The organism is Advenella mimigardefordensis DPN7 (assembly GCF_000521505.1).
Lineage (GTDB): Bacteria > Pseudomonadota > Gammaproteobacteria > Burkholderiales > Burkholderiaceae_B > Advenella > Advenella mimigardefordensis.
In genome coordinates this window covers 233538-256797 of the sequence record NZ_CP003915.1, presented here as the reverse complement: position 1 = coordinate 256797, position 23260 = coordinate 233538, and the positions used below count along the sequence as shown (strand labels likewise).

Sequence of the window (23260 nt, the reverse complement as noted above, 5' to 3'; positions counted from 1 at the left end):
GTTTTCACAAACAACCTGCGGCACGCAAAACAGAGCAAAAAATGTCGCAATTTACGACAGCAACAGGCAACACAAGCAACAGCTGTCGATTTTTGCAACACATCAGGAGACTACGATGTTGCATCATTCGCTGAACTCTGCCGGCACGGTGCAGCCTAACGCGCCGATTCAACGTTCCTGGGAACGTTGTGAAAAACAGGCCAATACGCTGCCAGACGAACCGGTGTTGCTGGGTCGGGCCGATCTTGATACCCGTCTGGATCAGTACGCCAGCCTGCTGCAAACGGCTGCGCCGCATATCGCCACCGCCAGCAGCCTCGCCGCGCAGGCGCAGGGCATACTCCTGCTCTCCGATGCCAGCGGCGTCATCCTGCACGCCACCGGGAATAACGACTTTCTGCATAAGGCTGATCAGGTCACTCTGCGACCCGGCGCCAGCTGGGCCGAAGGCCATCGTGGCACCAATGCCATCGGCACGGCCCTGATCGAAAACGGCTTTACCCGTGTACTCGGCCAGGAACACTTTTTACCCTGCAACCGGATTCTCAGTTGTCATGCCGCGCCCATCCATTCACCTCGTGGCGAAATCCTTGGGGTACTGGATATTTCCGGCGACACCCGCACACTGCCGGACTACACCGGCGATCTGGTTCGTGTCACCGCAAGACAGATCGGCAACCATATTCTGGATCTGGCCGGTACGCACATTGCGCGCCTGCAGTTTCAACGTCATGCGGGAGCGATCAACGCAACGCAATGCGGTACGCTGCTCATTTCCGATCAGCAGATTGTGGGGGCCAATGAAACCGCAGCCGAACTGCTGAATGTCCCTCTGGCTGTCCTGCTGGACGAGCCGGTAGAAAAATGGCTGCCCGCCTGGAAACAACTACAGGCGCAACCCATGCTCAGTTATTGCGCTGACGGTTCTGCACTGTATGCCACCCTGCAGTTTGAACGCATCGGCCTGACGACACGCGCCCCTGTGCAACCCTCACCGGACGACCGCGCCACGCCGGAGCAAACCGTACCCGCGAAAAGCCGTAACACCCCGGCCGCATCACTGCCGCCGTTGCCATCGCTGGAGCCGGTGCTACAGCAGCAGTTGCGCCAGAGTGCGCTGGCCATCAATGCCGATCTGGCTGTTTTGCTACTGGGAGAGACCGGCACCGGTAAAGAAGTTTTTGCCCGCCATCTGCACGCGCACAGCCGCTGGCGCGATGGTCCGTTTGTGGCAATCAACTGCGCTGCACTGCCTGAAAGCCTGATTGAAGCTGAATTGTTCGGCTACGAACCCGGCGCCTTCACCGGAGCCCAGCGCAATGGCTCTCGCGGTCGCCTGCGCGAAGCCAATGGCGGTGTGTTGTTCCTGGATGAGATTGGCGATATGCCATTACAACTGCAATCGCGCCTGCTGCGCGTGCTGCAGGAACGCGTTGTGCAACCATTGGGATCCGATAAAACATGGCCCGTCCAGTTTGGGCTGATTAGCGCCACCAATCAGCTATCGGACACACTCAGCCAGGAAGACAATTTCCGCCAGGACCTTTACTACCGTATCCAGGACCATCTGGTTCAATTGCCGGCATTACGTTTTCGCGCAGACCTGCGCACCTTTATCTGCGCCGAACTCAGACGCAATGAAAGTACCCCGAGCCTGATATTCGCCGATGAGGCGCTCGATACCCTTTGCGCCTATCATTGGCCCGGCAACTACCGACAATTGCGGTCCGTGCTGAAAACGCTGATCGCCTTTTTACCCGCCGGCAGCGTTATTCATCCTGAATCATTGCCAACCCATCTGCTCAAGCCATCGCCCGCACCCGCGCCCGCAACTGCCAGCGCCACAACATCAACGACCACACATGCAGACAGGGAGGCAGCACAAGAGACTGCCGCGAGCGCTAAGGAACAGGTCGACGCAACGCAAGCGAACGACACATTGCCAGCGTCAGAAAGCCCCTTGCCCGAGGTCAGTTTAAAAGATTTACAGGCCCTGCGGATCAGACAGGCGCTCACCAAAAACCGGGGCAATGTCAGCAAAACCGCCAGAGAATTGGGCCTGCATCGCAGTACGGTCTACCGGCAACTCACCCGGGCCGATTCACAAGCGCACTAAGCAGTCGCAGCAAGGCTACAAGGCCGTGCTGCGCTGCGCCACGACACGCCACTTAAGCGGCTGTTTTAGCCGGCTGTTACGCCACTATTAACGTACTTTTAACATGCGTTTCATCTGCCATTGAAGGCTGCCGTATCTCCCCTTGCAGAATGACGCATCTGCCTATTTACCGACAATCGGTTCCTGCACATACTGACGACATGCAACAAAGCGATCGAATCGGGTAGAGAACATTTCCTTCCCGATTCTCACTATTACGTTTGAAATATCGCAGTATGCAAAAGGAGCCCAACATGATAATCACTTCGAAAATTTCACCCTGCCTCTGGTTCGATGATCAGGCCGAAGCTGCGGCACAGTTCTATACCGGCATTTTTCCTGACGCCAGAATCACCCAGACCACCTATTATCTGGGCAAAAAAATGACCGAGGTAAGCGGCAGACCAGAAGGCAGTGTACTCACCGTTTCCTTCGAACTGGCAGGCTTGCCTTTTACTGCGCTCAATGGCGGTCCCATTTTCAAATTCAACGAAGCCATCTCACTGCAGGTGCACTGTGAGACTCAGGAAGAACTGGACACATACTGGGCAGCCTTAAATGAAGGTGGTGACCCATCTGCACAGCAGTGTGGCTGGCTCAAGGATCGTTACGGCCTGTCATGGCAGATCGTACCCGCCATACTCCCCTCCCTGCTGACCGACCCGGCGCGTGCGCAGCGCGTGATGGAAGCCTTGCTACCAATGAAGAAACTGGACATAGGCGCATTGCAGCAGGCGGCTGATGCGGCGTAAATCAACACAACGAAAGCCTGTTCATCCGGGCTGTACGATTTAATCTATACAACCGCTTTCAATAGATTCATTTTTGCTCACACGATTTCAACCCCGTACTATTTATTGGCGCCTCACTGTTTACAGCAGTAACCCTATCAGGAAAATATCATGAACCAGAAATCTGTCACTCCCTATCTCTTTTTCGGCGGCACCTGCGAAGAAGCCCTCAATTTTTACAAAGAAGCCGTTGGCGCCAGGGTCAGTATGATGATGCGCTTCGGCGAAAGTCCCGAAGCCCCGCCGCCAGGCACCATTCCCGCCGACTATGACAACAAGATCATGCACGCGAGCTTTAGCATTGGCAGCAGCATACTCATGGCATCCGATGGCTGCGGCGGCGCGAGTACCTTTAGCGGATTCTCACTGTCGGTTACTCCGGAAAGCAAGGAAGAGGCCACACGGATGTTCAACGCACTGGCCGAGGGCGGCACCGTCACCATGGCACTGGGCGAAACCTTTTTCTCTCCCTGGTTCGGTATGCTTAAAGACCGTTACGGCATGGAATGGATGGTTGCCATGCAGCCGGCAGAACAGGCGACGCAGGCCTGATCCACCACTGCACTACATTGCCGTTGATGAAACGCGCCGGGGATGCCGACCCGCTTTACTCATGAATAAGCCTGCCTGTATGATCTGACATCGCGACAGGATTAAACTCAGGAGAACAAAATGGAAAAAACGGCATTGATCACCGGCGGCAGTCGCGGCATTGGCGCGGCAACTGCCAAATATCTGGCCGCGCGGGGATATGGCATTTGTATTAATTATCATCGGAATGAACAGGCAGCCGAAACCCTGGTTGCGCACATCCGGGAGCAGTTTTCCGTTCCCTGCATTGCCATTGCTGCCGACGTTTCTGACGAGACGCAGGTCGTACGGCTCTTTGCCGAAATGGACGAGCTGATAGGGCCGGTCACGCACCTGGTGAATAATGTCGGCGTGCTGTTCAAACAGATGAAAGTCACCGAAATGGATGCGGAACGCATTAATAAAACCCTCACCACCAATGTGACCAGCTATTTTCTGTGCAGCAGGGAAGCGCTCAAACGCATGCAGCCCGGGTGCGCTATCGTCAACGTGTCCTCGGTGGCGTCACGTACCGGCTCTGCCGGCGAATATGTGGATTACGCGGCATCCAAGGGTGCCGTTGATGTATTCACGCGCGGCCTGTCACTGGAGCTGGCTCCGCAGGGAATCCGGGTCAACTGTGTTCGACCGGGATTTATCTATACCGATATCCATGCCGATGGCGGCGAACCCGGCCGGGTGGATCGCATCAGCAGCCAGATTCCCATGCTGCGCGGCGGCCAGCCGGAAGAGGTCGCCTCGGCCATTGCCTGGCTGCTATCCGATGAAGCGTCATACGTAACCGGCTCGTTTATTGATCTGGCAGGCGGGCGCTAGGCATCAACCGGCACTGCCCGACACCGGATCGCCCTGGAAGCCGGCCTGCGGCTTTCAATGAACGGAACAATCGTGTTACCGTATGGTATCCGGAGCCAGCGTGCCACCTACCAGTGAGAGATGCCTGTCGGGCGTGTCGTCGCGCCGTTGCTGTAAATAGCACAGCCCCCCATTTCAATTGTCATCAGGTCTTCACAGCTGCCGGCCTCTGGGTCACCCTATTGGACAAGGAGGTAGCGTAGTGCCTGAACAATTCGCGACAGGGTCGCAGACATCCAGACTAACGGGCGTGCAAACGGCCAGACCCTTTTCCGCCCGTCTATCCACCCATTTTCTCCGGTTATTTTTCCCGTTTTTACTGCTGTTCGCTGCACTGCTGCAGTTGAACACTGCAGGCGCCCAGACTCCCCCTTCCTCCGAAACCGCTACCGCCTCCGCCGCGCAGCTGGCCGATTTGCTGGAGAATGAAAACACGCGCAAGCAACTCATAGAGCAATTGCGTGCGCAGGCACCCGCTGCGCAGCAGGCTGCGTCCGGTAACACAGCAAACACCCAGACACAAAGCAACTTTGATGACTCATTGCCACGCAGGGTGGCCGACAGCACCCAGTTCTTTCTGACCAAGCTTTTAAATGATATGGGCGATGCAGCGGCTGCAATCGGCTCCATGGCGCGCGGTGAAGGGACGGGCGGCGCTGGCATGCGCGACTGGAAATCAGCGCTTATCAATGTTGCATTGGTTATCGCCGCCACAGTCATCGCCTTTGTCGTGTTGCGCCTGCTGGCCGCGCGTATTTTCGCCATGATCAATCACTGGGCCGGCCAGCCCGCCACGGCCCCGGGCCGACGTCGCCTGGCCCAGCCAGCAACGTTGAAAAAAATTGCAGCTGTCATTGGCGCACTCATTGTTGATGTTGCCGCCATTGCCCTTGCCGGTGTTGTAGGCTATAGCGTGGCACTGGCCGTTGCAGGACCCAACGCAACAGTGGGTACCTTCGAATCGCTCTTCGTGAATGCCTTTGTCGCCGTCGAAGTGGCCAGAGCACTGGTGCGCACGGTGTTTGCAACACGCTTCCCACAATTGCGGCTGTTTGCCATGCGCGACGAAGTGGCCGTGTACTGGAACGGCTGGCTATCCAGCCTGGTGGGCATTACCGGCTACGGTATGCTGGTCATCGTACCGCTGGTTACTGCCCTGTTCACCGCCGCTCTGGGAAATCTGGTCGGTCTGCTGATCATGCTTGGCATGTACCTTTATGCTTTGCGTGTGATCTGGAATAACCGTGCCCTGATCCGAGGCCGTATCGTCGAACGTGCCGAGCAGGCTTCCACTGCTTTTTTTGCCACAATGCTGCGTCTGCTGGCCCGTATCTGGCATATCCTGGCCATCATCTATTTCACCGTGCTGCTGGTTGTCAGTCAGGTTGATCCGGTGGATGCTCTGCCATTCATGGCGCGCGCGACGGTACAAAGCCTGATTGCCATCGCACTGGGTTTGCTGGTCTCTGCCATTCTGACCGCTATTCTGAGCCACCCAATCCGGCTGTCTGATGACCTTCGTACCCGCCTGCCACTGTTGGAAGCGCGCGTCAACTCATACGTTCCGGCCACCCTTAAAGGCCTGCGCCTGCTTACGCTTATCATCGTCGTGCTGTTTGTGCTGGACGCCTGGCATGCATTCGACCTGTCTGCCTGGGTTGCGTCCACATCGGGTCGCGCCACCATCAGTGCCGTGGTGCATGTGGCCATCATTCTGCTGATTGCAGCACTGGCATGGACCGTGATTGCCAGCATCATTGAAAGCCGGCTTAGCGGCACCGGCAAACGCGCGCCCAGCGCCCGCGAGAAAACACTGCTGTCGCTGTTTCGCAATGCCGCGCTGATTGTGATTGTCACCATGACCATCCTGATTCTGCTCTCGCAGATCGGCATCAATATCGGCCCGCTGATCGCCGGTGCCGGTGTGGTGGGTCTGGCCATTGGTTTTGGTGCGCAAAAACTGGTGCAGGATATTATCACCGGCATTTTCATCCAGCTTGAAAACGGCATGAACGTGAATGATGTTGTGGAAGCAGGCGGCGTGTTCGGCACCGTTGAAAAAATGACCATCCGCTCGGTGGGCATTCGCACCATGGACGGCGGCTATCACCTGATTCCTTTCTCATCGGTTGACGTGGTCGCCAACCACATGCGTGATTTTTCCTATCATATGGGTGAATACACCATTGCCCATCGGGAGAATGTAGACGATGCCATCGACCATCTGCGTGCCGCGTTTGCGGAACTGATGCAGGACGAAGTACTGTCGCCCGAGATTCTGGAAGAGATCACCATTCCTGGCGTGACGGCCATCAATGAGCGCGGCGTCACGATTCGTGTACTGATCAAAACCACGCCGGGCATGCAATGGGCCGTACAACGCGGCTATAACCGTCTGGTCAAGAAACATTTCAACGCCGCCAATATCGAACTGCCCTACCCGCACACCGTGGTTTATTTTGGACAGGACAAGGACGGCAATGCACCTTCCGCAAGCGTGGACCTGGGACGCAAGGCCGACCGCACGCAACCGCCCAAAGGCAAGGCACCAGCAGCCGGACATACGCCACGTAAACTGGCGCCGCGCCGTGATGGCTCTGAAGATGTTCTGGGTAATGAACTGGAGCAGCGGGTGCCTGATGAAGATGGAGAGCGCCAGGTGGACGACACCCCGCGCCCTGATTCGACATCCCGATAAAGCATCCGCGTCCCTGGCGCCAGGGGATGTACCAACTTGCGCCAGGAGCTCCGGCACCGATTGACCGGGCACGACAGGCTGCGGCGCAAGCAGGTCTGTTCATAAGCGCATCGCGCTTCGGCCAACGCAGGGCACGCTTGCACGCAGTATTATCTCAGCTGTTATTTCCGGTGTTATGTCAGGTGTTATTTCAGGTGTAATGAACACAAATGCGGTTATTCTGCCATTCGTGTACTACCACATCCAGTCCATATAGCTCTTTGAGCACCGGCGGCTGGATGAACGTCTGCGGCGTACCTTGGTGTACAACCCGTCCATTGCGCATCCCGATAATAAGATCCGAATAGCAGGACGCAAAGTTGATGTCGTGCAGCACCATCACAACCGTCTTATGCAACTGGTCGGCGGCGCGGCGCATCACTTTCATGATGTCGACTGCATTTTTCATGTCCAGGCTGTTCAGCGGCTCATCCAGCAGGACATATTCCGTATCCTGACACAGCACCATGGCGATGAAGGCGCGCTGACGCTGTCCGCCCGAAAGTTCATCCAGAAAACGCTGCTCCAGTCCATTGAGATTCAGATAGGCGATAGCGCGTTCGATATGACTGCGATCCTCCACCGTCAGGCGACCCTGTGTGTGCGGATACCGGCCAAATGCTACGACATCCTGTACCGTCAACCGCAGGGGCAGATGATTGTCCTGACGCAGGATAGACAAATGCCGTGCCAGTTCTGCCGTATCGGTACGGGTGATATCCAGCCCGCCCACCTCCACCGATCCTGTCGACATGGGCAGCAGGCGACTGATCATACCCAGTAATGTGGATTTGCCGGCACCATTCGGGCCGACAATCGACGTCACACCACCCCGGGGAATCTCAACTGAAACGTCATCCACCACGCGCAGCTTTGCATATTCTTTGCTGACACCATTGACCTTTATCATCGTTGTCCCTTGCGCACAATCAGTGCGATAAACATCAGCCCGCCAATAAACTCGATCACGACGCTGACCGTGGTATTCAAAGCCAGCCCGTGCTCCAGTACCGTCTGACCGCCTACCAATGCAATAATACCCAGCAGCACAGCAGCCGGCACCGTATATTTATGCTTGTCGGTTTGCATGATCATGTAGGCGAGATTACTCACCAGCAAACCAAAAAACGTAACCGGCCCCACCAGCGCCGTCGACACCGACACCATCACTGCAATCAGCACAAGCGTAAGCCACAGCGTCTTGCGGTAATGGATGCCCAGGTTGACCGCTACGTCGCGGCCAAGCGATAGCACATCATAGGCGCGGCGCTGCCGCCAGCCGATCAGCGACGCAGCCCCAACCATCACCACCGATGCCAGCAGCAGATTGGTGCGAATGGCATTGAAGCTGGCAAACATTTTGTCCTGCAAAAACAAAAATTCGTTGGGGTCGATCATCCGGACCATCAGACCGGACAGGCTGCGAAACAACAAGCCGAACACAATCCCCACCAGCAACAGCAGATGCAGGCTATGAGATGCACCGGAAAAAATCCATTGAAATAACAGGCAGGCGAAAACGGTCATCAGGCTCACTTCCAGTACGAACTTGCCCGTCACCTCCAGTTGCCCGCCTGCCGTCATGCCAAACCAGAAAATCGCCACCGCCTGGATCAGGGTATAGAGCGCGTCAAACCCCATGATGGAGGGCGTCAGAATGCGATTATGTGTGATGGTTTGAAACAGCACTGACGACACTGCTACCGCATAGGCCACCAGCACCATCGCGGCGAGCTTGCCCGCGCGAAACGACAGTACAAAGTCCCAATGCCCGTTGGCGCCCAGCGTCATGAACGCCGCCACAGACAGCAACGCAAAAAGAGCCAGCACACAGAGTCGCACGGCGGGAGACAGCTTAGCCAAAACGAGACCGCCTATTCAAAAGCAAATACAGGAACAAGACACTGCCGACCACACCCACCACCGTACCGATAGGTATTTCATGCGGATAAATGATCAGGCGGCCGACAATATCGCAGGCCAGTACAAACAGCGCTCCAAGAAAGGCGACCCACGGCAGCGAGCGGCGCATATTATCGCCAAAAATAATGCTGACCACATTAGGCACCAGCAGCCCCAGAAACGGCACGCTGCCCGCGGTGACCACAACCACGGCGCTGATGGCAGACACCAGGACCATGCCAATCAGCATAAGACGTTTGTGATTAAGCCCGAGGTTGGTAGTAAATTGTTCGCCCATACCCAGCACCGTGAACCGGTCTGCCGCAAAATAAGCCGCGCAGGACAGAGCAAACGCCACCCACAACAGTTCGTAGCGCCCCCGCAGTACCCCTGAGAAATCGCCCATGGTCCACGTATGCAGAGCCTGCAGCAAATCGTACTGGTAAGCAAAGAACGTCGTAACGGCCTGAATAACACCGCCCAGAACCAGTCCAACCACCGGCACCAGAAAGGCAGAACGCAGCGGAATCCGCCGCAGAATGAGCAGGAACAGCGCCGTGCCGGCCAGAGCAAACAAGGCGGCAACCAGCATTTTCCCAAGGACGGGGATGCCCGGCGCCAATAAGGTGACAGCCAGGATACCCATGGTGGCCGATTCCACCGTCCCGGCCGTGGAAGGTTCAACAAAGCGGTTGCGCACCAGCATTTGCATGATTAACCCTGCAACCGCCAGGGAAGTGCCGGCCAGCACCAAAGCGAGGGCACGCGGCAGCCGGCTGATCAACAGCAATTGCCAGGCTTCGCTATCCATGTGCAATAACCCGGCCAGCGACATATCGCCTGCGCCCAGAAACAGACTGACCAGAAACAGAAAGCACAAAAGCAATAGCAGCACGCAGACCATTATCGGCCGCGGCTGCGTATTGCTTCTGTGCCCTGCGGAACAACCACTCATGAAAGACCTGCTAAGGCGTCAGTCGTCAAAGACGCCTGACACCGGACCTGGGAGCGCCTCATGATTACTGCTTGCCGTCCAGCGCTTTGGACAACTGATCTACGTTCTGCTGCATGGAGGTCAGGCCGGCACTACCAAGCAAATACCAATCCATCGCATTCAGATAGACAACCTGCTGCTTTTTCCATGCGGCTGTTTTATGGATGAGTTCGTTATCCAGCAATTTGTCGGCGGCGACGCCCTCGCGCCCAATAGCGCCGTCGCGGTCAATGACGAGGAGCCACTGTGGATCGGTTTTATAGATGAATTCAAATGACACTGCCTGTCCGTGATTGGAGGTAGACAGATCGGGCGCCGCGGCGGGAATGCCGAAAGAATCATGAATAATGCCGAAGCGGGAACCCGGACCATACGCACTGATCTTGCCGCCGGTAGTAAGAATGATCAACCCAGGGCCAGCCTTCGCAGCCTTTTGCTTCAGCACTGCAATGGATTGATCCAAACGGGCCAGTTGTTCTTTGGCTTTGTCCTGTTTATTGAAAATCTCGGCCAGGATAAGCGCATTGCGCCTGACGCTACCCAACAGATCTTTAGGATTGACCGTCATATCGATCGTCGGCGCCAGCTTGCTCAGATCGGTATACTTGGGCGCCGAACGGCCGCCCACGATGATCAGGTCGGGCGAGAGCGCGTTGATCGCTTCGTAATTGGGTTCAAACAGTGAACCCACTTTCGGGACGGATTTTTGCGCGTAGGCAGCCAGTTGATTGACGTATTTGGTTTCGGGCACCGCAGTTGCCTCTACGCCCAGCGCATGCATGGTATCCAGCGAGGCCAGATCAAAAACAACTGTTTTCTTTGGTTCGGCGTTGATGGTGGTTTGCCCGCTGGCATGATCAACGGTCAGGGCAACGGCAGGCAGGGGCAGCGCGATGCTGGCGGCCACCGTCAGGATGCCTGCCAGCAACCTGCGACCAACTTGAGACTTCCGAAATTGCATGAAAAATGACTCCGCTTCTGATTCAAACTGTAAAGACCGCCGCCCGACCGTACAACGACATGGATCGGCCGCAGATACATCGCTGTTCCCTTGATCGCTCCTTCACAGGTGCGCATCCCTGGCGGGTAGTACACACTAGACTAGGTAGTACACACTAGGTAATACACATGCAATACGCGCACGAAATACGTTCGCGCCACAAGCGCAGCAGCAATGCACGCGCATCACCTGGGCCGGAGCATCACGACTTTAGACGGTAACAAATTGATGGATTTGACAACAGAAAATTGTATCACAACTGCTAATAAGATGTATTCTTATTTATTACTTTTCATGCTTCTTCACGTCTATAGCAAGGGCAGACGCCGGCCACGATCGCGTGACCGGCACGTCCCGTCTTATTGTTTCAGTTGCAAAGTCAGTTGCTCAAGGGAGCGCTGCTGTGCCGCCTCGTACAACGCGAACTCGTCATTGACCTTGGCACCCAGCGCCTCTTCAAATGCGGCCTTGGCGGCACTCACCTGATAGCTTTTCTGATCGTCATCGCCCAGATTCGACTGGAAAATACCTGCAGCACTCACAGGCAGAAAGTCTTCGTAAATAATCGGCTCTGCATGCACCAGTCCGGCATCAATCAAGGCGTCAATATCGTCTGTTCCAGCGATCTGCCGTGCAGTCGCGTCGCGTCCCTGCTGCGTCAGGCTGTAGCGGAAATAACCCAGACCCCTTTTACGAATGGTACCCAGATCATCCGGAAATTCGGTGAATACCTGCTCCAGGCGTTCTGCATAAGTGGCGCCGGCCGATGCGCGCGCTTCGCGGGCACGCAACAGCAACTGGTCATACAGGGCGCGCCCCTTAGGGGTGAGCGCCAGGCCGCGTTGTTCAATCTCACCAAAACGCGCGGTATGCGCGCCCACCACTTTTTCGGAGCCGGAGTCAAACGTTACACTCTCCTCCAGTGCCTTGAAACTGGTCTGGCGCAGCAGGATCGGATGGCGCCGGGTTGGCGGCCCCTCGATGGATTCCTTGGCAGGAATAGTGCGATTGAGCATTTCCTTTTGTGCCGCGTCAATATCCAGCGTACGTGGCGTCAAATGGTTGATATGCGGGCCTTTAAAACAAACTACATCTGCAATCAGGCGATGGGCGGCGAGCAACGCATTGTAGGTGTCAATACTGACGGTTGCCTCGCTGTGCCAGCGGAAGATGTCGGTCGCCTGTGCCACGAACTCATCGGCATGCGCGCTGCTCAGACCACCCTCGGTTTCGAATTTTTCTACCAGTTCCAGCACCCGTGCGCTGAAAATCGACCGTTTCTCCAGAATGGCAGCCGCCTTAGCACGCAGCGCCTCGTCATCGATCAATTCCAGCCGCAGCAGGGAAGTGAACACCCGAAAGGGGTTGGCGGCCAGCGATGCATCGCTCACCGGCCGAAACGCCGTGGCGTGGACCGGCACCCCGGCCACCGATAAATCATAATAGCCCACCGGCTGCAGCCCCATCACCGCAAATACACGTCGAATGCCGGACAACTCAGCAGCCGTTCCCAGGCGGATAGCACCGTGACGTTCCAGGTTCAGGCGCTGGATCTCGCCGGAGTCCTTCAATTGCGCTTGCAATTGCGGATGTTCCTGCAGCGTTTGCGCGTTCACGTCGGCAACCAGTTCCAGCAGATTGCGATACAGCGGCACTTCCTGTCCATACATATTGGACATGGCGGTTGAAAACCGGGTGCGAATTTCGTCGGTAGGGACGAAATGATGATGTTCCATAACGGGATACTCTTTTTTATTCAGTTGGCAAATGGAAAAAACCGATCAATCACGGCGCTGCCTGCGAATGAAACGGGTGTGGCGACCCGGTCTACGCAGTCATCGAGCGGTGAACGGTGGATGTGACCGATTAGTCACTTTTTAGTATAGCCGAATCAAACCCTAAGCCGGTACTGTTTTTCTCTTGTAGAATGGGTTATCCGCAACACTGATGCAGTTTTCATACACTCAGAATTTCTATGTCCCGTCGCCAGCAAACAGAACAACAGATCCTTCAGGCCCTGGAAGCCCAAATTCGCGAAACCGGAATGGGTGGGATTGGCGTCAACGCCATTGCCCGTCGCGCAGGCGTGAGCAAGGAACTGATTTATCGATACTTCAACGGGCTGGACGGGCTGCTGCTGGCCTGGATGCAGGAGCAGGATTTCTGGACCAGCCATCGCGGAATGCTGGGCAACGACGAATCCAGCCAGCAAACGCCCCAGCAACTGGTCCTGTCAATGCTGCGCGCTCAGGTGGATGCGCTCGCCGGCAACGAAACACTGCGTGAGGTCCGCCGCTGGGAACTGGTAGAGCTCAACGAGGTTACGGCGAAGCTGGCCCAGCGACGCGAGAAGGCAGCCCGGGCCTTCATTGACCGGGTCGATGGCCTGGCCCCGGAAATCGATATGCCCGCAACGGTAAGCATCATGCTTGCCGGCGTGCTTTATTTAATGCTGCGCGCCAAGACCGAGAGCCAGTTTCTGGGCATACCCATTCGTACAGATGAAGGCTGGGCACGGATTTTCAGCGCACTGGAAACCATGACGGCGAGCTTTCCGCAAACCATGCGTGAGCAGTCGCTGGATGACCTGGAAGCCCGCTGCAAGCCCACATCATCCTGAGTCTCGGGCCTCTCCGGCGCATGTCACTGCTTTGCCGGCTGCAGATATAGATTAGGCGGCATACCCAGCGCACGTCGAAACATCGCACTGAACGCACTGGGGCTGCGATAGCCCAGCTCCCGTGAAATCGTGCCTATGGACTGGCCCATCGATAACCGGCATACCGCATCGGCCAGCCTGACCTGCTGCAGCCACTGCCGATAGTTCATACCCAGTTCTGACTGAAACAAACGGATCAGCGTGCGTTCGCTGGCCCCTACTGCCGCAGCCCACGCCCCCAGCGGTCGGTTCAGCCCGGGCTGACCCATGAGGGCAGTACAGATTGAGATCAGCCGTCGATCCCTGGGCCAGGGAATCCGGGTGGCCACGGTTTCGGCCGACGGCAGTTCCGAAAGAATCAGTGCAGCAATCCGCCCGCCCCGTTCATTTTGCTTATATACGACAGGCTCGGTGGTCAGGCTCAGGATCAGCTCGCGCAACAGATTACTCACTTCGATCACCTGACAGACGTCCCACAACGAGCGAGCTGCCTCTTCATCAATATACAGCGTGCGCATGTCCACATGAGAAACGGCCATCGTACTGTGCGGCACATTGGGTGGCACCCATAGCGCGCGCAAAGGCGGCAACAGCCAATAACCCTTGTCGGTACTGACACGAATCACGCCATGCGAAGCAAAAAGCAGTTGCCCGCGCCGATGCGAATGCGTTGCCGATCCGGTACCGGCCACATATTCCTTGGACATGGCGGCCACAGCAGGCGCAATGTTCTGATAGTCTTCTGCATTGATGCTTCGGGGTTGCGGCTGCATCACTGTCACTTTCTCGACGAAAATTGGCACTTGCAGGAATTCTAGCACAGCTACACTTATTGATCGCAAACGTCATATATGTTGAATGCAATGTCGATAAACTCCACCGTCATCCGCCCCACCCAGCCCGAAAACAGCACCGCCTTCAAGGTGCTGGGCGCGATCAGTCTCGCCCATATGATGAATGACATGATCCAGTCCATTCTGCTGGCCATTTACCCGATGCTCAAGGACGACTTCAGCCTGAGCTTTGCACAAATTGGTCTGATCACGCTCGTCTATCAAATCACGGCCTCGCTGCTGCAGCCGCTTATCGGTCATTACACAGACAAGCACCCTCAGCCGTATTCGCTGACTATCGGCATGGGTTCAACCCTGCTTGGCCTGCTCCTGCTGTCGGTGGCGCCCTCCTTTCCGTTTCTGCTGCTGGCGGCAGTTCTCGTGGGCACCGGTTCGTCGGTATTTCATCCGGAATCATCACGCATTGCCCGCATGGCTTCCGGCGGGCAGCATGGTCTGGCGCAATCGCTGTTCCAGGTGGGCGGCAATGTCGGCTCCGCGCTGGGCCCGCTGTGTGCCGCGCTGATTATCCTGCCACATGGTCAGGGTAGCGTTGCCTGGTTTTCACTGGCGGCCCTGCTGGCCATGATCGTGCTGCTGCAGATCGGCCGCTGGTATGAACGCAACAGGGGTCTGCTTGCCCTGCGCACCAAGCGCGCGGCCAATGCAATCGAACTGCCACGCAACAAAATCATTATGGCCCTGGTTGTACTGGGCGTGCTGGTTTTCTCCAAGTATTTCTATATGGCGTCCATGAGCAGCTATCTGACGTTTTATTTGATGGAAAAATTTGACCTGTCGGTACGCACCTCACAACTGTATCTGTTCGTTTTCCTTGCCGCAGTGGCAGTTGGCACCATCGCCGGTGGTCCGATTGGGGATCGAATTGGTCGCAAGCGTGTCATCTGGGCATCCATTCTGGGTGTTGCGCCCTTCACCCTGTTGCTGCCACACGCGAATCTGTTCTGGACCGGTATCCTGGTCGTCATTATCGGCCTGATTCTGGCATCGGCGTTTTCCGCCATTGTGGTCTACGCCCAGGAACTGGTGCCCGGCAAAACCGGCATGATTGCCGGCCTGTTCTTCGGCTTTGCGTTTGGCATGGGCGGCGTTGGCGCTGCGGCACTGGGGAATCTGGCAGACGCCACAAGCATCTCTTATGTGTACAGCGTGTGTGCCTACCTGCCGTTGCTGGGGATTGTGGCTGCGTTGTTGCCGGATACGGAAACGCGATCCCCGACACGCCAGTGATAATGCCAAAACGGTGCCTGTCTGCCGTGAGCACACGATGGGCACCGGCCTCAGGTCACTGCGCATGAGTGCATGAGCAGAGGAGCCATAACGGCACCAGACGCGCAGCATTTGCAGGAAAATTTGCGTTACAGATAGGCACACTGTCACCGATCAAGACGCATTAACTGGGTACAATGAGCGAAACACGTTATGCGCCCTCACCGAGGTCGCCTCACACATAACAAGGAAGCCGCTCATGAGTACTCTGCCCAAATTTGCAGCCAACGGATGGCGGCGTCTTGATAACGGCAATATTCAGCATCTGTCGGGACTGGAGTTTGCTCCCGACCCCTATGAACGCCTCAAGCTGGTTGATGCCTCGCTATCGGTATTCATCCGGAACCTGCGACACGAGGGTGCCACCGAACAGCAGGCTGAAAGGCTGTTGCACAAACTCACTCAACAGGCAGCCGAACAGTTTGTTGGCCTGCATTAACACAAGAGAAGGCCTGTTATCAGAATGGGCCGCAAAGAACAAAGCAGGCTGGACGTAACAACGACCTGCACATGAGACATAATGCGTTAAGATACACAAAAAATTAATTATTTCATCGACAAAGGAGACGCTGTAATGATTAAAGTTAGTGTGATGTACCCCAATACCCCAGGCGCGCGCTTTGACCACGACTACTACCGTGACAAGCATTTACCGCTGCTGAAGGAACGCATGGGCGATTTTTGCCGCTACTACACCATCGACCGGGGAATCGCCGGTGGCACGCCCGATACGCCGCCCACTTATATCGGCATGTGCCATATTTTTTGTGATAGCGCCGAAGACTTTCAGGCCGGATTCGGTCCGCATGCCGACGAGATTCTGGGTGACATTCCAAACTACACCGATCTGAGCCCCATACTGCAACTGAGCGAAGTGGTCACAGATACTCGCAGCTAGCGGGATCGTTGCCGCATACCAGGCAGGAAAAGACGCGAGTTGCGGCTGATCCGAAGCACCTGTGCATCAGATCGTCACAGCTCGCAATCACGTTTGTGATATTCTTGAGGGTCAGCGGCAAACAGATCGATCATGAACAAAAGGTGATCGAATGGTAATCTTCTGTTCATGCACGACAGAAGCACTGCCCCTTATGATTGACCTGATCTGTTGTACCCGAGACGCATTTGTTCTGCGCTGGTCTTTTTACCGGCTGGCGCAATCGGAACCTGGCTTGCTCGGCGCTACAGATTGGTTTGCCCCGATTCCGATCGCACCGCCCAACGATGTCAGTTTACGGAACCGGGAAGAACAGTGTGTAAGTCAGCGAGTGGCACATTAAATAAAACCCTGACAGGCGGCACAATGATATTCCCGGGCACGGGTAACCTTCCATTGGGGCCGCCATCTCGTCTTATCTGCGGGGCGCTGTTGCCCCCCGAAGCCACTGGCTTATTTTTGGGATGTGGCTGCAGCTTGCGGAACCACGGCCTCAATAATGGACCCGATCATCTGCGGGTTCGGCACACTGAACAGAAAGTCATTCCCCTGACGCACGCCGGTCAAAGAAACCAGCTGGCCACCAATCACAGTGGCGTAGCCTCTGTTTTTAGGTACGGTCTTGAGCTGTGCTGCTCCTTGCGGATTCAATCCCAGTTTAATCAGCTTGCGGTTCTGCTTGTCCGTTACCACGTCTATCAGGTTAACCTGACTTCTACTTACCAGTGCCTGCGGGTTGATATAAACCACTTGCTTGTCATTGACACGCACAGCGCGATAGCCCTTAATCGCCACGTTGGAGAACTGATAAACATCCACAGTGGCAGGCTGGCGGGCAGCCGCTTGCGCTGCCGGCTGTGTAGCGCCTGTCGCCGGCGCGCTGTTGGTGCTGACGCTCTGGCAACCAGCTAATGTAAAAGCAAAAACAACCGATAGCGCTGCTTTTTTTACGGGAAACATAAGTACTCTCTCCATGAGATGAAAGTTCACTAAAACAAAAAAATACTGCAGGACCGCAATAGCGGCGCACGCTGGCGCCGGCATTACGTCTTCCGTGTTCGTCAGGCGAGTTAACGCCCTTCTGCACCCTTCACCCCGACCGGCACACGACAAACAGGCGCCCGTCATGGAGAGGCAGCCTTGTCGCAACGCATGTTGAATGAGAAGGTTTTAACGCAGAGCATCACCGCACACTGCCGCCCCTATGCCGGAAGACACATGCCAGACAGCCTTGATCGCTTTACTCACTGCATTTGCACGAACGCGGATGTTTCTAACAGACACAACATGTAATTTAATGTGCGATTATAAATTTCTTTTTCACCGATCCTTCAGATGAAAAAGCAGGCTAACTGTCAAGGATTGTCATATTTATGGCTTGAATATTACTTTTTTGATCTGAATCAAGCCGATAGACCACACAGAATCGCGTGTCTCTCAGATCGACAGTCAGATCGACAGTCGTTTGTTCAGTTATTATTCAGATTCATATAAACGGAGACCGGGTACATTTACAATTCCACCCACAACAACAATTTACATTTATCCCAAGGACAATCCATGGTCATCAACCTTCCCCGTCGCCGCGCAATGCTTGTCACGCTTGCGCTATCCACCGTACTGGCCGCTTGCGGTCATATGCCGGCACAGTCCCCGGACAAGACAATAACGGTTATCTCGTCGGGCGGCTTTGCTTCTTCGGTCGAAGCGCTGGCGCCGCAATTTGAAAAGCAGTCGGGCTATCACGTTGAAATCATCCATGGCTCTTCCATGGGTGGCGCGCCTGATTCCATTCCCGCCCGACTGGATCGTCAGGAACCCGCCGATATGGTTATCCTGGCTCGCAAATCGCTGGACCAACTCGCCAATAAAGGACAAGTGGTCAAAGGCAGCCAGGTAGACCTGGTTCGTTCTCTCATCGGTATTTCCGTGCAGAAGGGCGCCCCCAAACCGGATATCAGCAGCGCCGAAGCCGTCAAACGCGCCTTGCTGGCGGCGCCTTCCATTGCCTATTCAGCCAGTGCCAGCGGCACCTATTATGAAAAGGAATTGATCAAGAAACTGGGTATTCAAGCGCAGGTCAAACCCAAAAGCAAACGTATTGTTTCTGAGCGGGTCGGTGCGGTGGTCGCACGCGGCGATGCCGCGCTTGGCTTGCAGCAGGTGAGTGAATTGTTGCCGATCAAAGGCGCCGATTACGTTGGCGTACTGCCACCAGCCTTGCAACGAGCCACCATTTTTTCAGCCGGGATAACAACCCATGCGCGCAATCAACAGGGGGCCAATGAGCTGATCAAGTATCTGACCTCCCCGGCTGCTGTTCAAACGATCAAACAAAACGGGCTGGAACCGGCCTTCCCTGCCCAATAAACAGACACCGCCCGTGTACGAACGTCGGCATCCGGGCGAGCTGCCATGCATGAACCCACCCGGCCCGGGAAGACAGTTCCGGGCCCGGTCAGGACGCCGCCTGGCACTCAATTGTCAAATGTGATATTTCATGCACTGGCTGCAACCGCTCGCGTATCTGCTGGGCCGTCAGCCCGCTACCAGTCACACTGACAATCGCCGCACGCGCCTGTGGCCCGACCTGCCACACATGCAGATCGGTGATTCTTATACCGTTTACCGGTGCCAGAATGTCGCGGATCTCTTCTGCAACGTGTTCATCTGTCACGTCCAGCAACACCGTTGCGCTGGCTTTCATCAGGGAATAAGACCACCTGCCGATGACGACGGCACCAACCACGCCCATGAGCGGGTCCAGCCATACCCAGCCGAAATAGCGACCGGCCAGCAGGGCTACAATGGCCAGAACTGAAGTCAGCGCATCGGCCAGCACATGAATGTAGGCCGCCCGCATATTGTTGTCGCCACCTGAGGCATGTCCGTGCGAGTGTCCATGTTCAGCAGCATGGTGATGATGATGGTGATGATCATGCCCGTGATGATGCCCACCAGACAACATAAGCGCACTCACAATATTCACGAGCAAGCCGACGATCGCGACCAGTGCGGCTTCTCCGAAGGCGACACTGCCCGGATTCAGCAGTCTTGCCACCGATTCGATCGCAATACCAAGGGCCACCATGGCAAGCACCAGCGCCGAGGCAAACCCGGCAAGATCCCCCACCTTACCGGTACCAAAGCTGAAATGCTGATTGTTCACATTGCGCCGCGCAAAGGCATACGCGCCTGCTGCAATACCCAGAGCACCTGCATGTGTCGCCATGTGAAAGCCATCTGCCAGCAGGGCCATGGAGCCGGTGATATAACCGGCTGCAATTTCCACGACCATCATGGCAAACGTCAGGATGACGACCCATAAGGTGCGCCTGGCATTCTCATCATGAGCGGCGCCAAGAAATGAATGGCTATGTGCGCTGTGTTCCGCTGACATGGTCTTTTCCTCTTATTTCGAATATTGGCGAATCGCCTTGAGCAATTCTTTTACGCCCTGCTGGCGTTGTTCATCACTCAGATCCGGGTTAGCTACATGAAATTGCGCATGCTCCTCTATGATCTGTTCAAGCAACCCATTTAAAGCCCCGCGCGTTGCCGCGACCAGATGCAGCGTCTTGCCACAATCGGCCTTTGCCTGCAGTGCCCGTTCTATGGCCTGCACCTGCCCGGCAATTCTGCGAACCCGCTTGAGTAAGTCGTCGTTATTGACATGTAAATGGGACATACCCTACCCCCCTATAGTATTTGGATGTAGATCATAAACCGGTCCGCCGATTTACGCAATCGACTTATGGGATCTTTGTTCATTTTCGTGTTATGCCGGTTTGGGTTAAGGCGTCGAGGGGGAGATGTGAATATTGAAATACGAAGGGAGGCATGCCTGACGTTCAACATTGGCGGGCCTTGCACTCGCCGTCTATACATTGCTGCCTGGCAAGACCGGGCGGCAGAGCCCGGTCCAGTTAAACGTCAGATCAGAACGTGCCGCTATACATACCACCGTCAATCAGCATGTTCTGGCCCGTGATATACCCGGCCTGCTGGCTGCACAGAAAGGCGCACAGGGCACCGAATTCGTCTGGATGGCCAAACCGCCTGGCTGGTACCACTGCCTGCTGAGCCTCCCTGATCGCGTCCATATCCTTGCCGGATTTGCTGGCTGCCGCTTTCATTGTGCCTTCCAGTCTATCGGTCGCAAATTTTCCCGGCAGGATGTTATTGATGGTCACCCCTTTTGCCGCAATGCTGGAACGCGCCACGCCGGCCACAAAACCGGTAAGGCCCGAACGGGCGCCATTGGACAAGCCCAGAATATCAATAGGTGCCTTCACCGCGCTTGAGGTGATATTCACGATACGCCCGAAGCCGCGTGCTGCCATGCCATCAATGGTTGCCTTGATCAGTTCGATCGGCGTCAGCATATTGGCGTCAATCGCCTTTATCCAGGCATCGCGCTCCCACTCTCGGAAGTCGCCAGGAGGCGGTCCTCCCGCATTGGTGACCACAATATCGAAATCCTTGCCCGGACCACCCGCAGCGGTGAAAACCGCCTCGCGCCCTTCCACAGTTGTGATATCGCAGGCAACGGCGATCACCGTTGCCGCACCGAACCCATCGCGTTTGGCCGCGGCATCAGCCAGAACGGTCAATTCACTTGCCGCAGCCTGCAGCACCTCGGCACGCCTGGCATTAATCACCACATTGACACCGTTATCAACCAGCGCCTTGGCGCATCCAAATCCCAGCCCTTTGCTGGCGCCACACACCAGGGCCCACTTGCCCGCTATTTCCAGATTCATTCCTGCTTCCTTTTCATGCTTGCCACGTATACCGTTTACATTAATGTCGTTCTGCACAAGCCTAAAATGACAGATGTGCAGACTATGGGAAATCATAAACGAAATATGCGATGGGTACCTGCGTGACCGGACAGAGCGTCATCATGCGATCATCTGGTTTCCAACGCCATCGGTACATCAGCATTCCGGAACGCGCAATCGTCAACCTGCTGTCGTGACAACGCAACCGTACACGCACGCCGCTGGTGCACTTTAGCCGGATTTGTATTCACACACGATCAATTTGTGATATTTTATGGTGCAAGGGCCTGTTGTTGAGCCGATCATGAAAGAACAGGTACGAGCCAATATTTAATTAATCGATCAATTATGAAAAAAACAGAGCAGCTTGCAAGAAAGACCTCGGTACGACGGGCCCGAAAAATCAATGGCCCTGGCCGCCCTGAAGGGGCGAGTGTTGTGCGCGACGAAATCCTGGACGCAGCCGAAGTCATCTTTTCAGATAAGGGTTATGCGGGAACAGCACTCCGGGAAATTGCCGACCAGGCAAATGTCACCCAGGCATTGATCAGCTATTATTTCGGTTCAAAGTTCGGACTTTTCCAGGCCGTGTTTTTGCGCCGAAGCGAACTGGTTTCCCGCGAGCGGCTGGAACGCCTGGAAGCGCTGGAGCAGCAAAAAAACCCGCTGGTCAGCGATATAGTGAGAACCTTTCTGGAGCCTGTACTCTCGTTGCGAGATACTTTTCAGGGGCGCGCATTTCTTCGGTTGCAGGCCCGCCTTCATACTGAACCGTCGGAGATTTCCTATTCCCTGCGCTCCGAGGCCTACGGCGGTTCGACCCAACGCTACGTTGCGGTACTCAGAAAGGCATTGCCCAAACTGAGCGAACTGGATGCATGCTGGCGAGTCACCTTCATGATCGGTACCTATTTATATGCCTTTTCCGATACCCACAGGATGGAAGAAATGGCACCCAAAGGGCTTTACGATGTCAATGATACGGATGAGCTGATCGACCAGGTCACCCGGTTCATGGTCGGCGGTCTGGAGGCAGCTTAAGCACGACAGAGATTTGCGTGGGCTGACCACAAATCGTCGTCGCCCCCAAAACGGCAGATATCAGTTGCCCGGTGCCGCCTGATCGCAGAGTTCAAGCGCAGCCTGTCTGTCCATCACCATTGCATATTTCTGCTGCATGTCAAACAGGCTGGCATCATGTGGTGCAATGGCGCGATCGCCTACACAATCGGCCACGACAAGAGGCGTAAATCCCAGCGACATGGCATCCACAACGCTGGCTCGTACGCAGCCACTGGTCACGCAGCCTGCCACCAGCAGCGTGCTCACGCTGCGCTGGGTAAGCCAGGCTGCCAGCGTCGTTCCAAAGAACGCCGACGGCACTGTCTTGCGTACGACCAACTCTCCGGCGATGGGCGCCAGTTCGGGCACAATCGCACTGGCATGACTGTCTTCCCGAAGCGTGAGCATGCCGGGCACCTTGCGACTGAAGATGTTGTGATCGGCGCCATCATCTGCGAATACGATCCGGCTATGCGCGACGGGCCAGCCGCATCGTCTTGCATAATCCAAAAGCGGCTGTGATGATGCAATGGCACTTGTTATATTGCCGCCACCAAACACCCCAGGGTCCGCAAATCCATTGACAAAGTCAACCAAAAGCAAGCCGAAAGGCGGCACCAGGTCCACGTCTGTGCCGAAACCCTGGCGCTTGAATACCTGATCGTCCATG

At 55.8% G+C, this 23260-nt stretch carries 22 protein-coding genes; 11 read left to right on the top strand and 11 right to left on the bottom strand.

Features of this window, described 5'->3' with window-relative positions; genetic code table 11:
- Positions 1–115: 115 nt before the first annotated feature.
- The 5 genes from MIM_RS01185 to ybiO all read left to right on the top strand — a co-directional run bounded on the left by MIM_RS01185 (position 116) and on the right by ybiO (position 7090).
- Positions 116–2116 (top strand): sigma-54-dependent Fis family transcriptional regulator, encoded by a 2001-nt coding sequence (locus MIM_RS01185; RefSeq protein WP_025370928.1) that lies wholly within the window; start codon positions 116–118, stop codon positions 2114–2116.
- 293 nt (positions 2117–2409) lie between these two features.
- Positions 2410–2907, top strand: coding sequence for a VOC family protein (locus tag MIM_RS01180; protein WP_025370927.1), 498 nt, complete (start codon positions 2410–2412; stop codon positions 2905–2907).
- Positions 2908–3057: 150 nt separating this feature from the next.
- A complete protein-coding gene (locus MIM_RS01175; RefSeq protein ID WP_025370926.1) occupies positions 3058–3498 on the top strand; it encodes a VOC family protein in 441 nt (146 codons plus the stop codon).
- 120 nt (positions 3499–3618) lie between these two features.
- The gene (locus tag MIM_RS01170) at positions 3619–4353 is read left to right on the top strand and encodes an SDR family oxidoreductase (protein ID WP_025370925.1); all 735 of its coding nucleotides are present in this window, start codon (positions 3619–3621) and stop codon (positions 4351–4353) included.
- A 241-nt stretch (positions 4354–4594) separates the two neighbouring features.
- Positions 4595–7090 (top strand): mechanosensitive channel protein, encoded by a 2496-nt coding sequence (gene ybiO / locus MIM_RS01165; protein WP_025370924.1) that lies wholly within the window; start codon positions 4595–4597, stop codon positions 7088–7090.
- 190 nt (positions 7091–7280) lie between these two features.
- On the opposite strand, the gene MIM_RS01160 is transcribed toward ybiO, so the two are convergent.
- The 5 genes from MIM_RS01160 to hglS all read right to left on the bottom strand — a co-directional run bounded on the left by MIM_RS01160 (position 7281) and on the right by hglS (position 12761).
- Positions 7281–8039, bottom strand: a complete 759-nt coding sequence (locus MIM_RS01160) for an iron ABC transporter ATP-binding protein (RefSeq protein ID WP_025370923.1) — start codon at positions 8037–8039, stop codon at positions 7281–7283.
- A complete protein-coding gene (locus MIM_RS01155) occupies positions 8036–8992 on the bottom strand; it encodes an iron chelate uptake ABC transporter family permease subunit (protein ID WP_025370922.1) in 957 nt (318 codons plus the stop codon). Before MIM_RS01155 ends, MIM_RS01160 begins: the two co-directional genes overlap by 4 nt.
- Positions 8985–9986 (bottom strand): ABC transporter permease, encoded by a 1002-nt coding sequence (locus tag MIM_RS01150; protein ID WP_025370921.1) that lies wholly within the window; start codon positions 9984–9986, stop codon positions 8985–8987. Before MIM_RS01150 ends, MIM_RS01155 begins: the two co-directional genes overlap by 8 nt.
- Positions 9987–10050: 64 nt before the next feature.
- Positions 10051–10986 carry a siderophore ABC transporter substrate-binding protein gene (locus tag MIM_RS01145; RefSeq protein ID WP_025370920.1) on the bottom strand — a complete coding sequence of 312 codons (936 nt, stop codon included), beginning with the start codon at positions 10984–10986 and terminating at the stop codon, positions 10051–10053.
- Between the two features lie 398 nt (positions 10987–11384).
- A complete protein-coding gene (hglS, locus tag MIM_RS01140) occupies positions 11385–12761 on the bottom strand; it encodes a 2-oxoadipate dioxygenase/decarboxylase HglS (RefSeq protein WP_025370919.1) in 1377 nt (458 codons plus the stop codon).
- A gap of 239 nt (positions 12762–13000) precedes the next feature.
- Here hglS and MIM_RS01135 point away from each other — a divergent pair, with 239 nt between their 5' ends.
- Entirely contained in the window at positions 13001–13645 is a 645-nt protein-coding gene (locus tag MIM_RS01135) for a TetR/AcrR family transcriptional regulator (protein ID WP_025370918.1), read from the top strand.
- Positions 13646–13668: 23 nt separating this feature from the next.
- On the opposite strand, the gene MIM_RS01130 is transcribed toward MIM_RS01135, so the two are convergent.
- Positions 13669–14457 carry an AraC family transcriptional regulator gene (locus MIM_RS01130; RefSeq protein WP_025370917.1) on the bottom strand — a complete coding sequence of 263 codons (789 nt, stop codon included), beginning with the start codon at positions 14455–14457 and terminating at the stop codon, positions 13669–13671.
- A gap of 90 nt (positions 14458–14547) precedes the next feature.
- Here MIM_RS01130 and MIM_RS01125 point away from each other — a divergent pair, with 90 nt between their 5' ends.
- From MIM_RS01125 to MIM_RS01115, 3 genes are all read left to right on the top strand, one after another.
- Entirely contained in the window at positions 14548–15768 is a 1221-nt protein-coding gene (locus MIM_RS01125) for an MFS transporter (RefSeq protein ID WP_245592803.1), read from the top strand.
- Positions 15769–16006: 238 nt separating this feature from the next.
- Positions 16007–16246, top strand: coding sequence for a hypothetical protein (locus tag MIM_RS01120; RefSeq protein WP_025370915.1), 240 nt, complete (start codon positions 16007–16009; stop codon positions 16244–16246).
- 135 nt (positions 16247–16381) lie between these two features.
- Positions 16382–16705 carry an EthD family reductase gene (locus MIM_RS01115; RefSeq protein WP_025370914.1) on the top strand — a complete coding sequence of 108 codons (324 nt, stop codon included), beginning with the start codon at positions 16382–16384 and terminating at the stop codon, positions 16703–16705.
- 492 nt (positions 16706–17197) lie between these two features.
- On the opposite strand, the gene MIM_RS01110 is transcribed toward MIM_RS01115, so the two are convergent.
- Positions 17198–17704 carry a hypothetical protein gene (locus MIM_RS01110; protein WP_042069820.1) on the bottom strand — a complete coding sequence of 169 codons (507 nt, stop codon included), beginning with the start codon at positions 17702–17704 and terminating at the stop codon, positions 17198–17200.
- 600 nt (positions 17705–18304) lie between these two features.
- Here MIM_RS01110 and MIM_RS01105 point away from each other — a divergent pair.
- Positions 18305–19114 carry a substrate-binding domain-containing protein gene (locus tag MIM_RS01105; protein ID WP_025370912.1) on the top strand — a complete coding sequence of 270 codons (810 nt, stop codon included), beginning with the start codon at positions 18305–18307 and terminating at the stop codon, positions 19112–19114.
- An 88-nt stretch (positions 19115–19202) separates the two neighbouring features.
- On the opposite strand, the gene dmeF is transcribed toward MIM_RS01105, so the two are convergent.
- From dmeF to MIM_RS01090, 3 genes are all read right to left on the bottom strand, one after another.
- Entirely contained in the window at positions 19203–20144 is a 942-nt protein-coding gene (gene dmeF, locus MIM_RS01100) for a CDF family Co(II)/Ni(II) efflux transporter DmeF (RefSeq protein ID WP_025370911.1), read from the bottom strand.
- Positions 20145–20156: 12 nt separating this feature from the next.
- A complete protein-coding gene (locus tag MIM_RS01095; RefSeq protein ID WP_025370910.1) occupies positions 20157–20432 on the bottom strand; it encodes a metal/formaldehyde-sensitive transcriptional repressor in 276 nt (91 codons plus the stop codon).
- A gap of 250 nt (positions 20433–20682) precedes the next feature.
- Complete coding sequence (locus tag MIM_RS01090) at positions 20683–21507, bottom strand: SDR family oxidoreductase (RefSeq protein WP_025370909.1); 825 nt, start codon at positions 21505–21507, stop codon at positions 20683–20685.
- Between the two features lie 369 nt (positions 21508–21876).
- Here MIM_RS01090 and MIM_RS01085 point away from each other — a divergent pair, with 369 nt between their 5' ends.
- Positions 21877–22569 carry a TetR/AcrR family transcriptional regulator gene (locus tag MIM_RS01085; protein ID WP_025370908.1) on the top strand — a complete coding sequence of 231 codons (693 nt, stop codon included), beginning with the start codon at positions 21877–21879 and terminating at the stop codon, positions 22567–22569.
- A gap of 60 nt (positions 22570–22629) precedes the next feature.
- Here the strand turns inward: MIM_RS01085 and MIM_RS01080 are convergent, their stop codons facing one another.
- Positions 22630–23259 carry an isochorismatase family protein gene (locus MIM_RS01080; RefSeq protein ID WP_025370907.1) on the bottom strand — a complete coding sequence of 210 codons (630 nt, stop codon included), beginning with the start codon at positions 23257–23259 and terminating at the stop codon, positions 22630–22632.
- Between the last annotated feature and the right edge of the window lies 1 nt (position 23260).

Excerpts from the sequence above, each read along its gene's own strand:
- MIM_RS01185 (WP_025370928.1), top strand. The coding sequence starts at position 116 with ATGTTGCATCATTCGCTGAACTCTGCCGGCACGGTGCAGCCTAACGCG.
- MIM_RS01180 (WP_025370927.1), top strand. The coding sequence starts at position 2,410 with ATGATAATCACTTCGAAAATTTCACCCTGCCTCTGGTTCGATGATCAG.
- MIM_RS01175 (WP_025370926.1), top strand. The coding sequence starts at position 3,058 with ATGAACCAGAAATCTGTCACTCCCTATCTCTTTTTCGGCGGCACCTGC.
- MIM_RS01170 (WP_025370925.1), top strand. The coding sequence starts at position 3,619 with ATGGAAAAAACGGCATTGATCACCGGCGGCAGTCGCGGCATTGGCGCG.
- MIM_RS01160 (WP_025370923.1), bottom strand. The coding sequence starts at position 8,039 with ATGATAAAGGTCAATGGTGTCAGCAAAGAATATGCAAAGCTGCGCGTG.
- MIM_RS01150 (WP_025370921.1), bottom strand. The coding sequence starts at position 9,986 with ATGAGTGGTTGTTCCGCAGGGCACAGAAGCAATACGCAGCCGCGGCCG.
- MIM_RS01145 (WP_025370920.1), bottom strand. The coding sequence starts at position 10,986 with ATGCAATTTCGGAAGTCTCAAGTTGGTCGCAGGTTGCTGGCAGGCATC.
- hglS (WP_025370919.1), bottom strand. The coding sequence starts at position 12,761 with ATGGAACATCATCATTTCGTCCCTACCGACGAAATTCGCACCCGGTTT.
- MIM_RS01135 (WP_025370918.1), top strand. The coding sequence starts at position 13,001 with ATGTCCCGTCGCCAGCAAACAGAACAACAGATCCTTCAGGCCCTGGAA.
- MIM_RS01130 (WP_025370917.1), bottom strand. The coding sequence starts at position 14,457 with ATGCAGCCGCAACCCCGAAGCATCAATGCAGAAGACTATCAGAACATT.
- MIM_RS01125 (WP_245592803.1), top strand. The coding sequence starts at position 14,548 with ATGTCGATAAACTCCACCGTCATCCGCCCCACCCAGCCCGAAAACAGC.
- MIM_RS01120 (WP_025370915.1), top strand. The coding sequence starts at position 16,007 with ATGAGTACTCTGCCCAAATTTGCAGCCAACGGATGGCGGCGTCTTGAT.
- MIM_RS01115 (WP_025370914.1), top strand. The coding sequence starts at position 16,382 with ATGATTAAAGTTAGTGTGATGTACCCCAATACCCCAGGCGCGCGCTTT.
- MIM_RS01110 (WP_042069820.1), bottom strand. The coding sequence starts at position 17,704 with ATGTTTCCCGTAAAAAAAGCAGCGCTATCGGTTGTTTTTGCTTTTACA.
- MIM_RS01105 (WP_025370912.1), top strand. The coding sequence starts at position 18,305 with ATGGTCATCAACCTTCCCCGTCGCCGCGCAATGCTTGTCACGCTTGCG.
- dmeF (WP_025370911.1), bottom strand. The coding sequence starts at position 20,144 with ATGTCAGCGGAACACAGCGCACATAGCCATTCATTTCTTGGCGCCGCT.
- MIM_RS01095 (WP_025370910.1), bottom strand. The coding sequence starts at position 20,432 with ATGTCCCATTTACATGTCAATAACGACGACTTACTCAAGCGGGTTCGC.
- MIM_RS01090 (WP_025370909.1), bottom strand. The coding sequence starts at position 21,507 with ATGAATCTGGAAATAGCGGGCAAGTGGGCCCTGGTGTGTGGCGCCAGC.
- MIM_RS01085 (WP_025370908.1), top strand. The coding sequence starts at position 21,877 with ATGAAAAAAACAGAGCAGCTTGCAAGAAAGACCTCGGTACGACGGGCC.
- MIM_RS01080 (WP_025370907.1), bottom strand. The coding sequence starts at position 23,259 with ATGGACGATCAGGTATTCAAGCGCCAGGGTTTCGGCACAGACGTGGAC.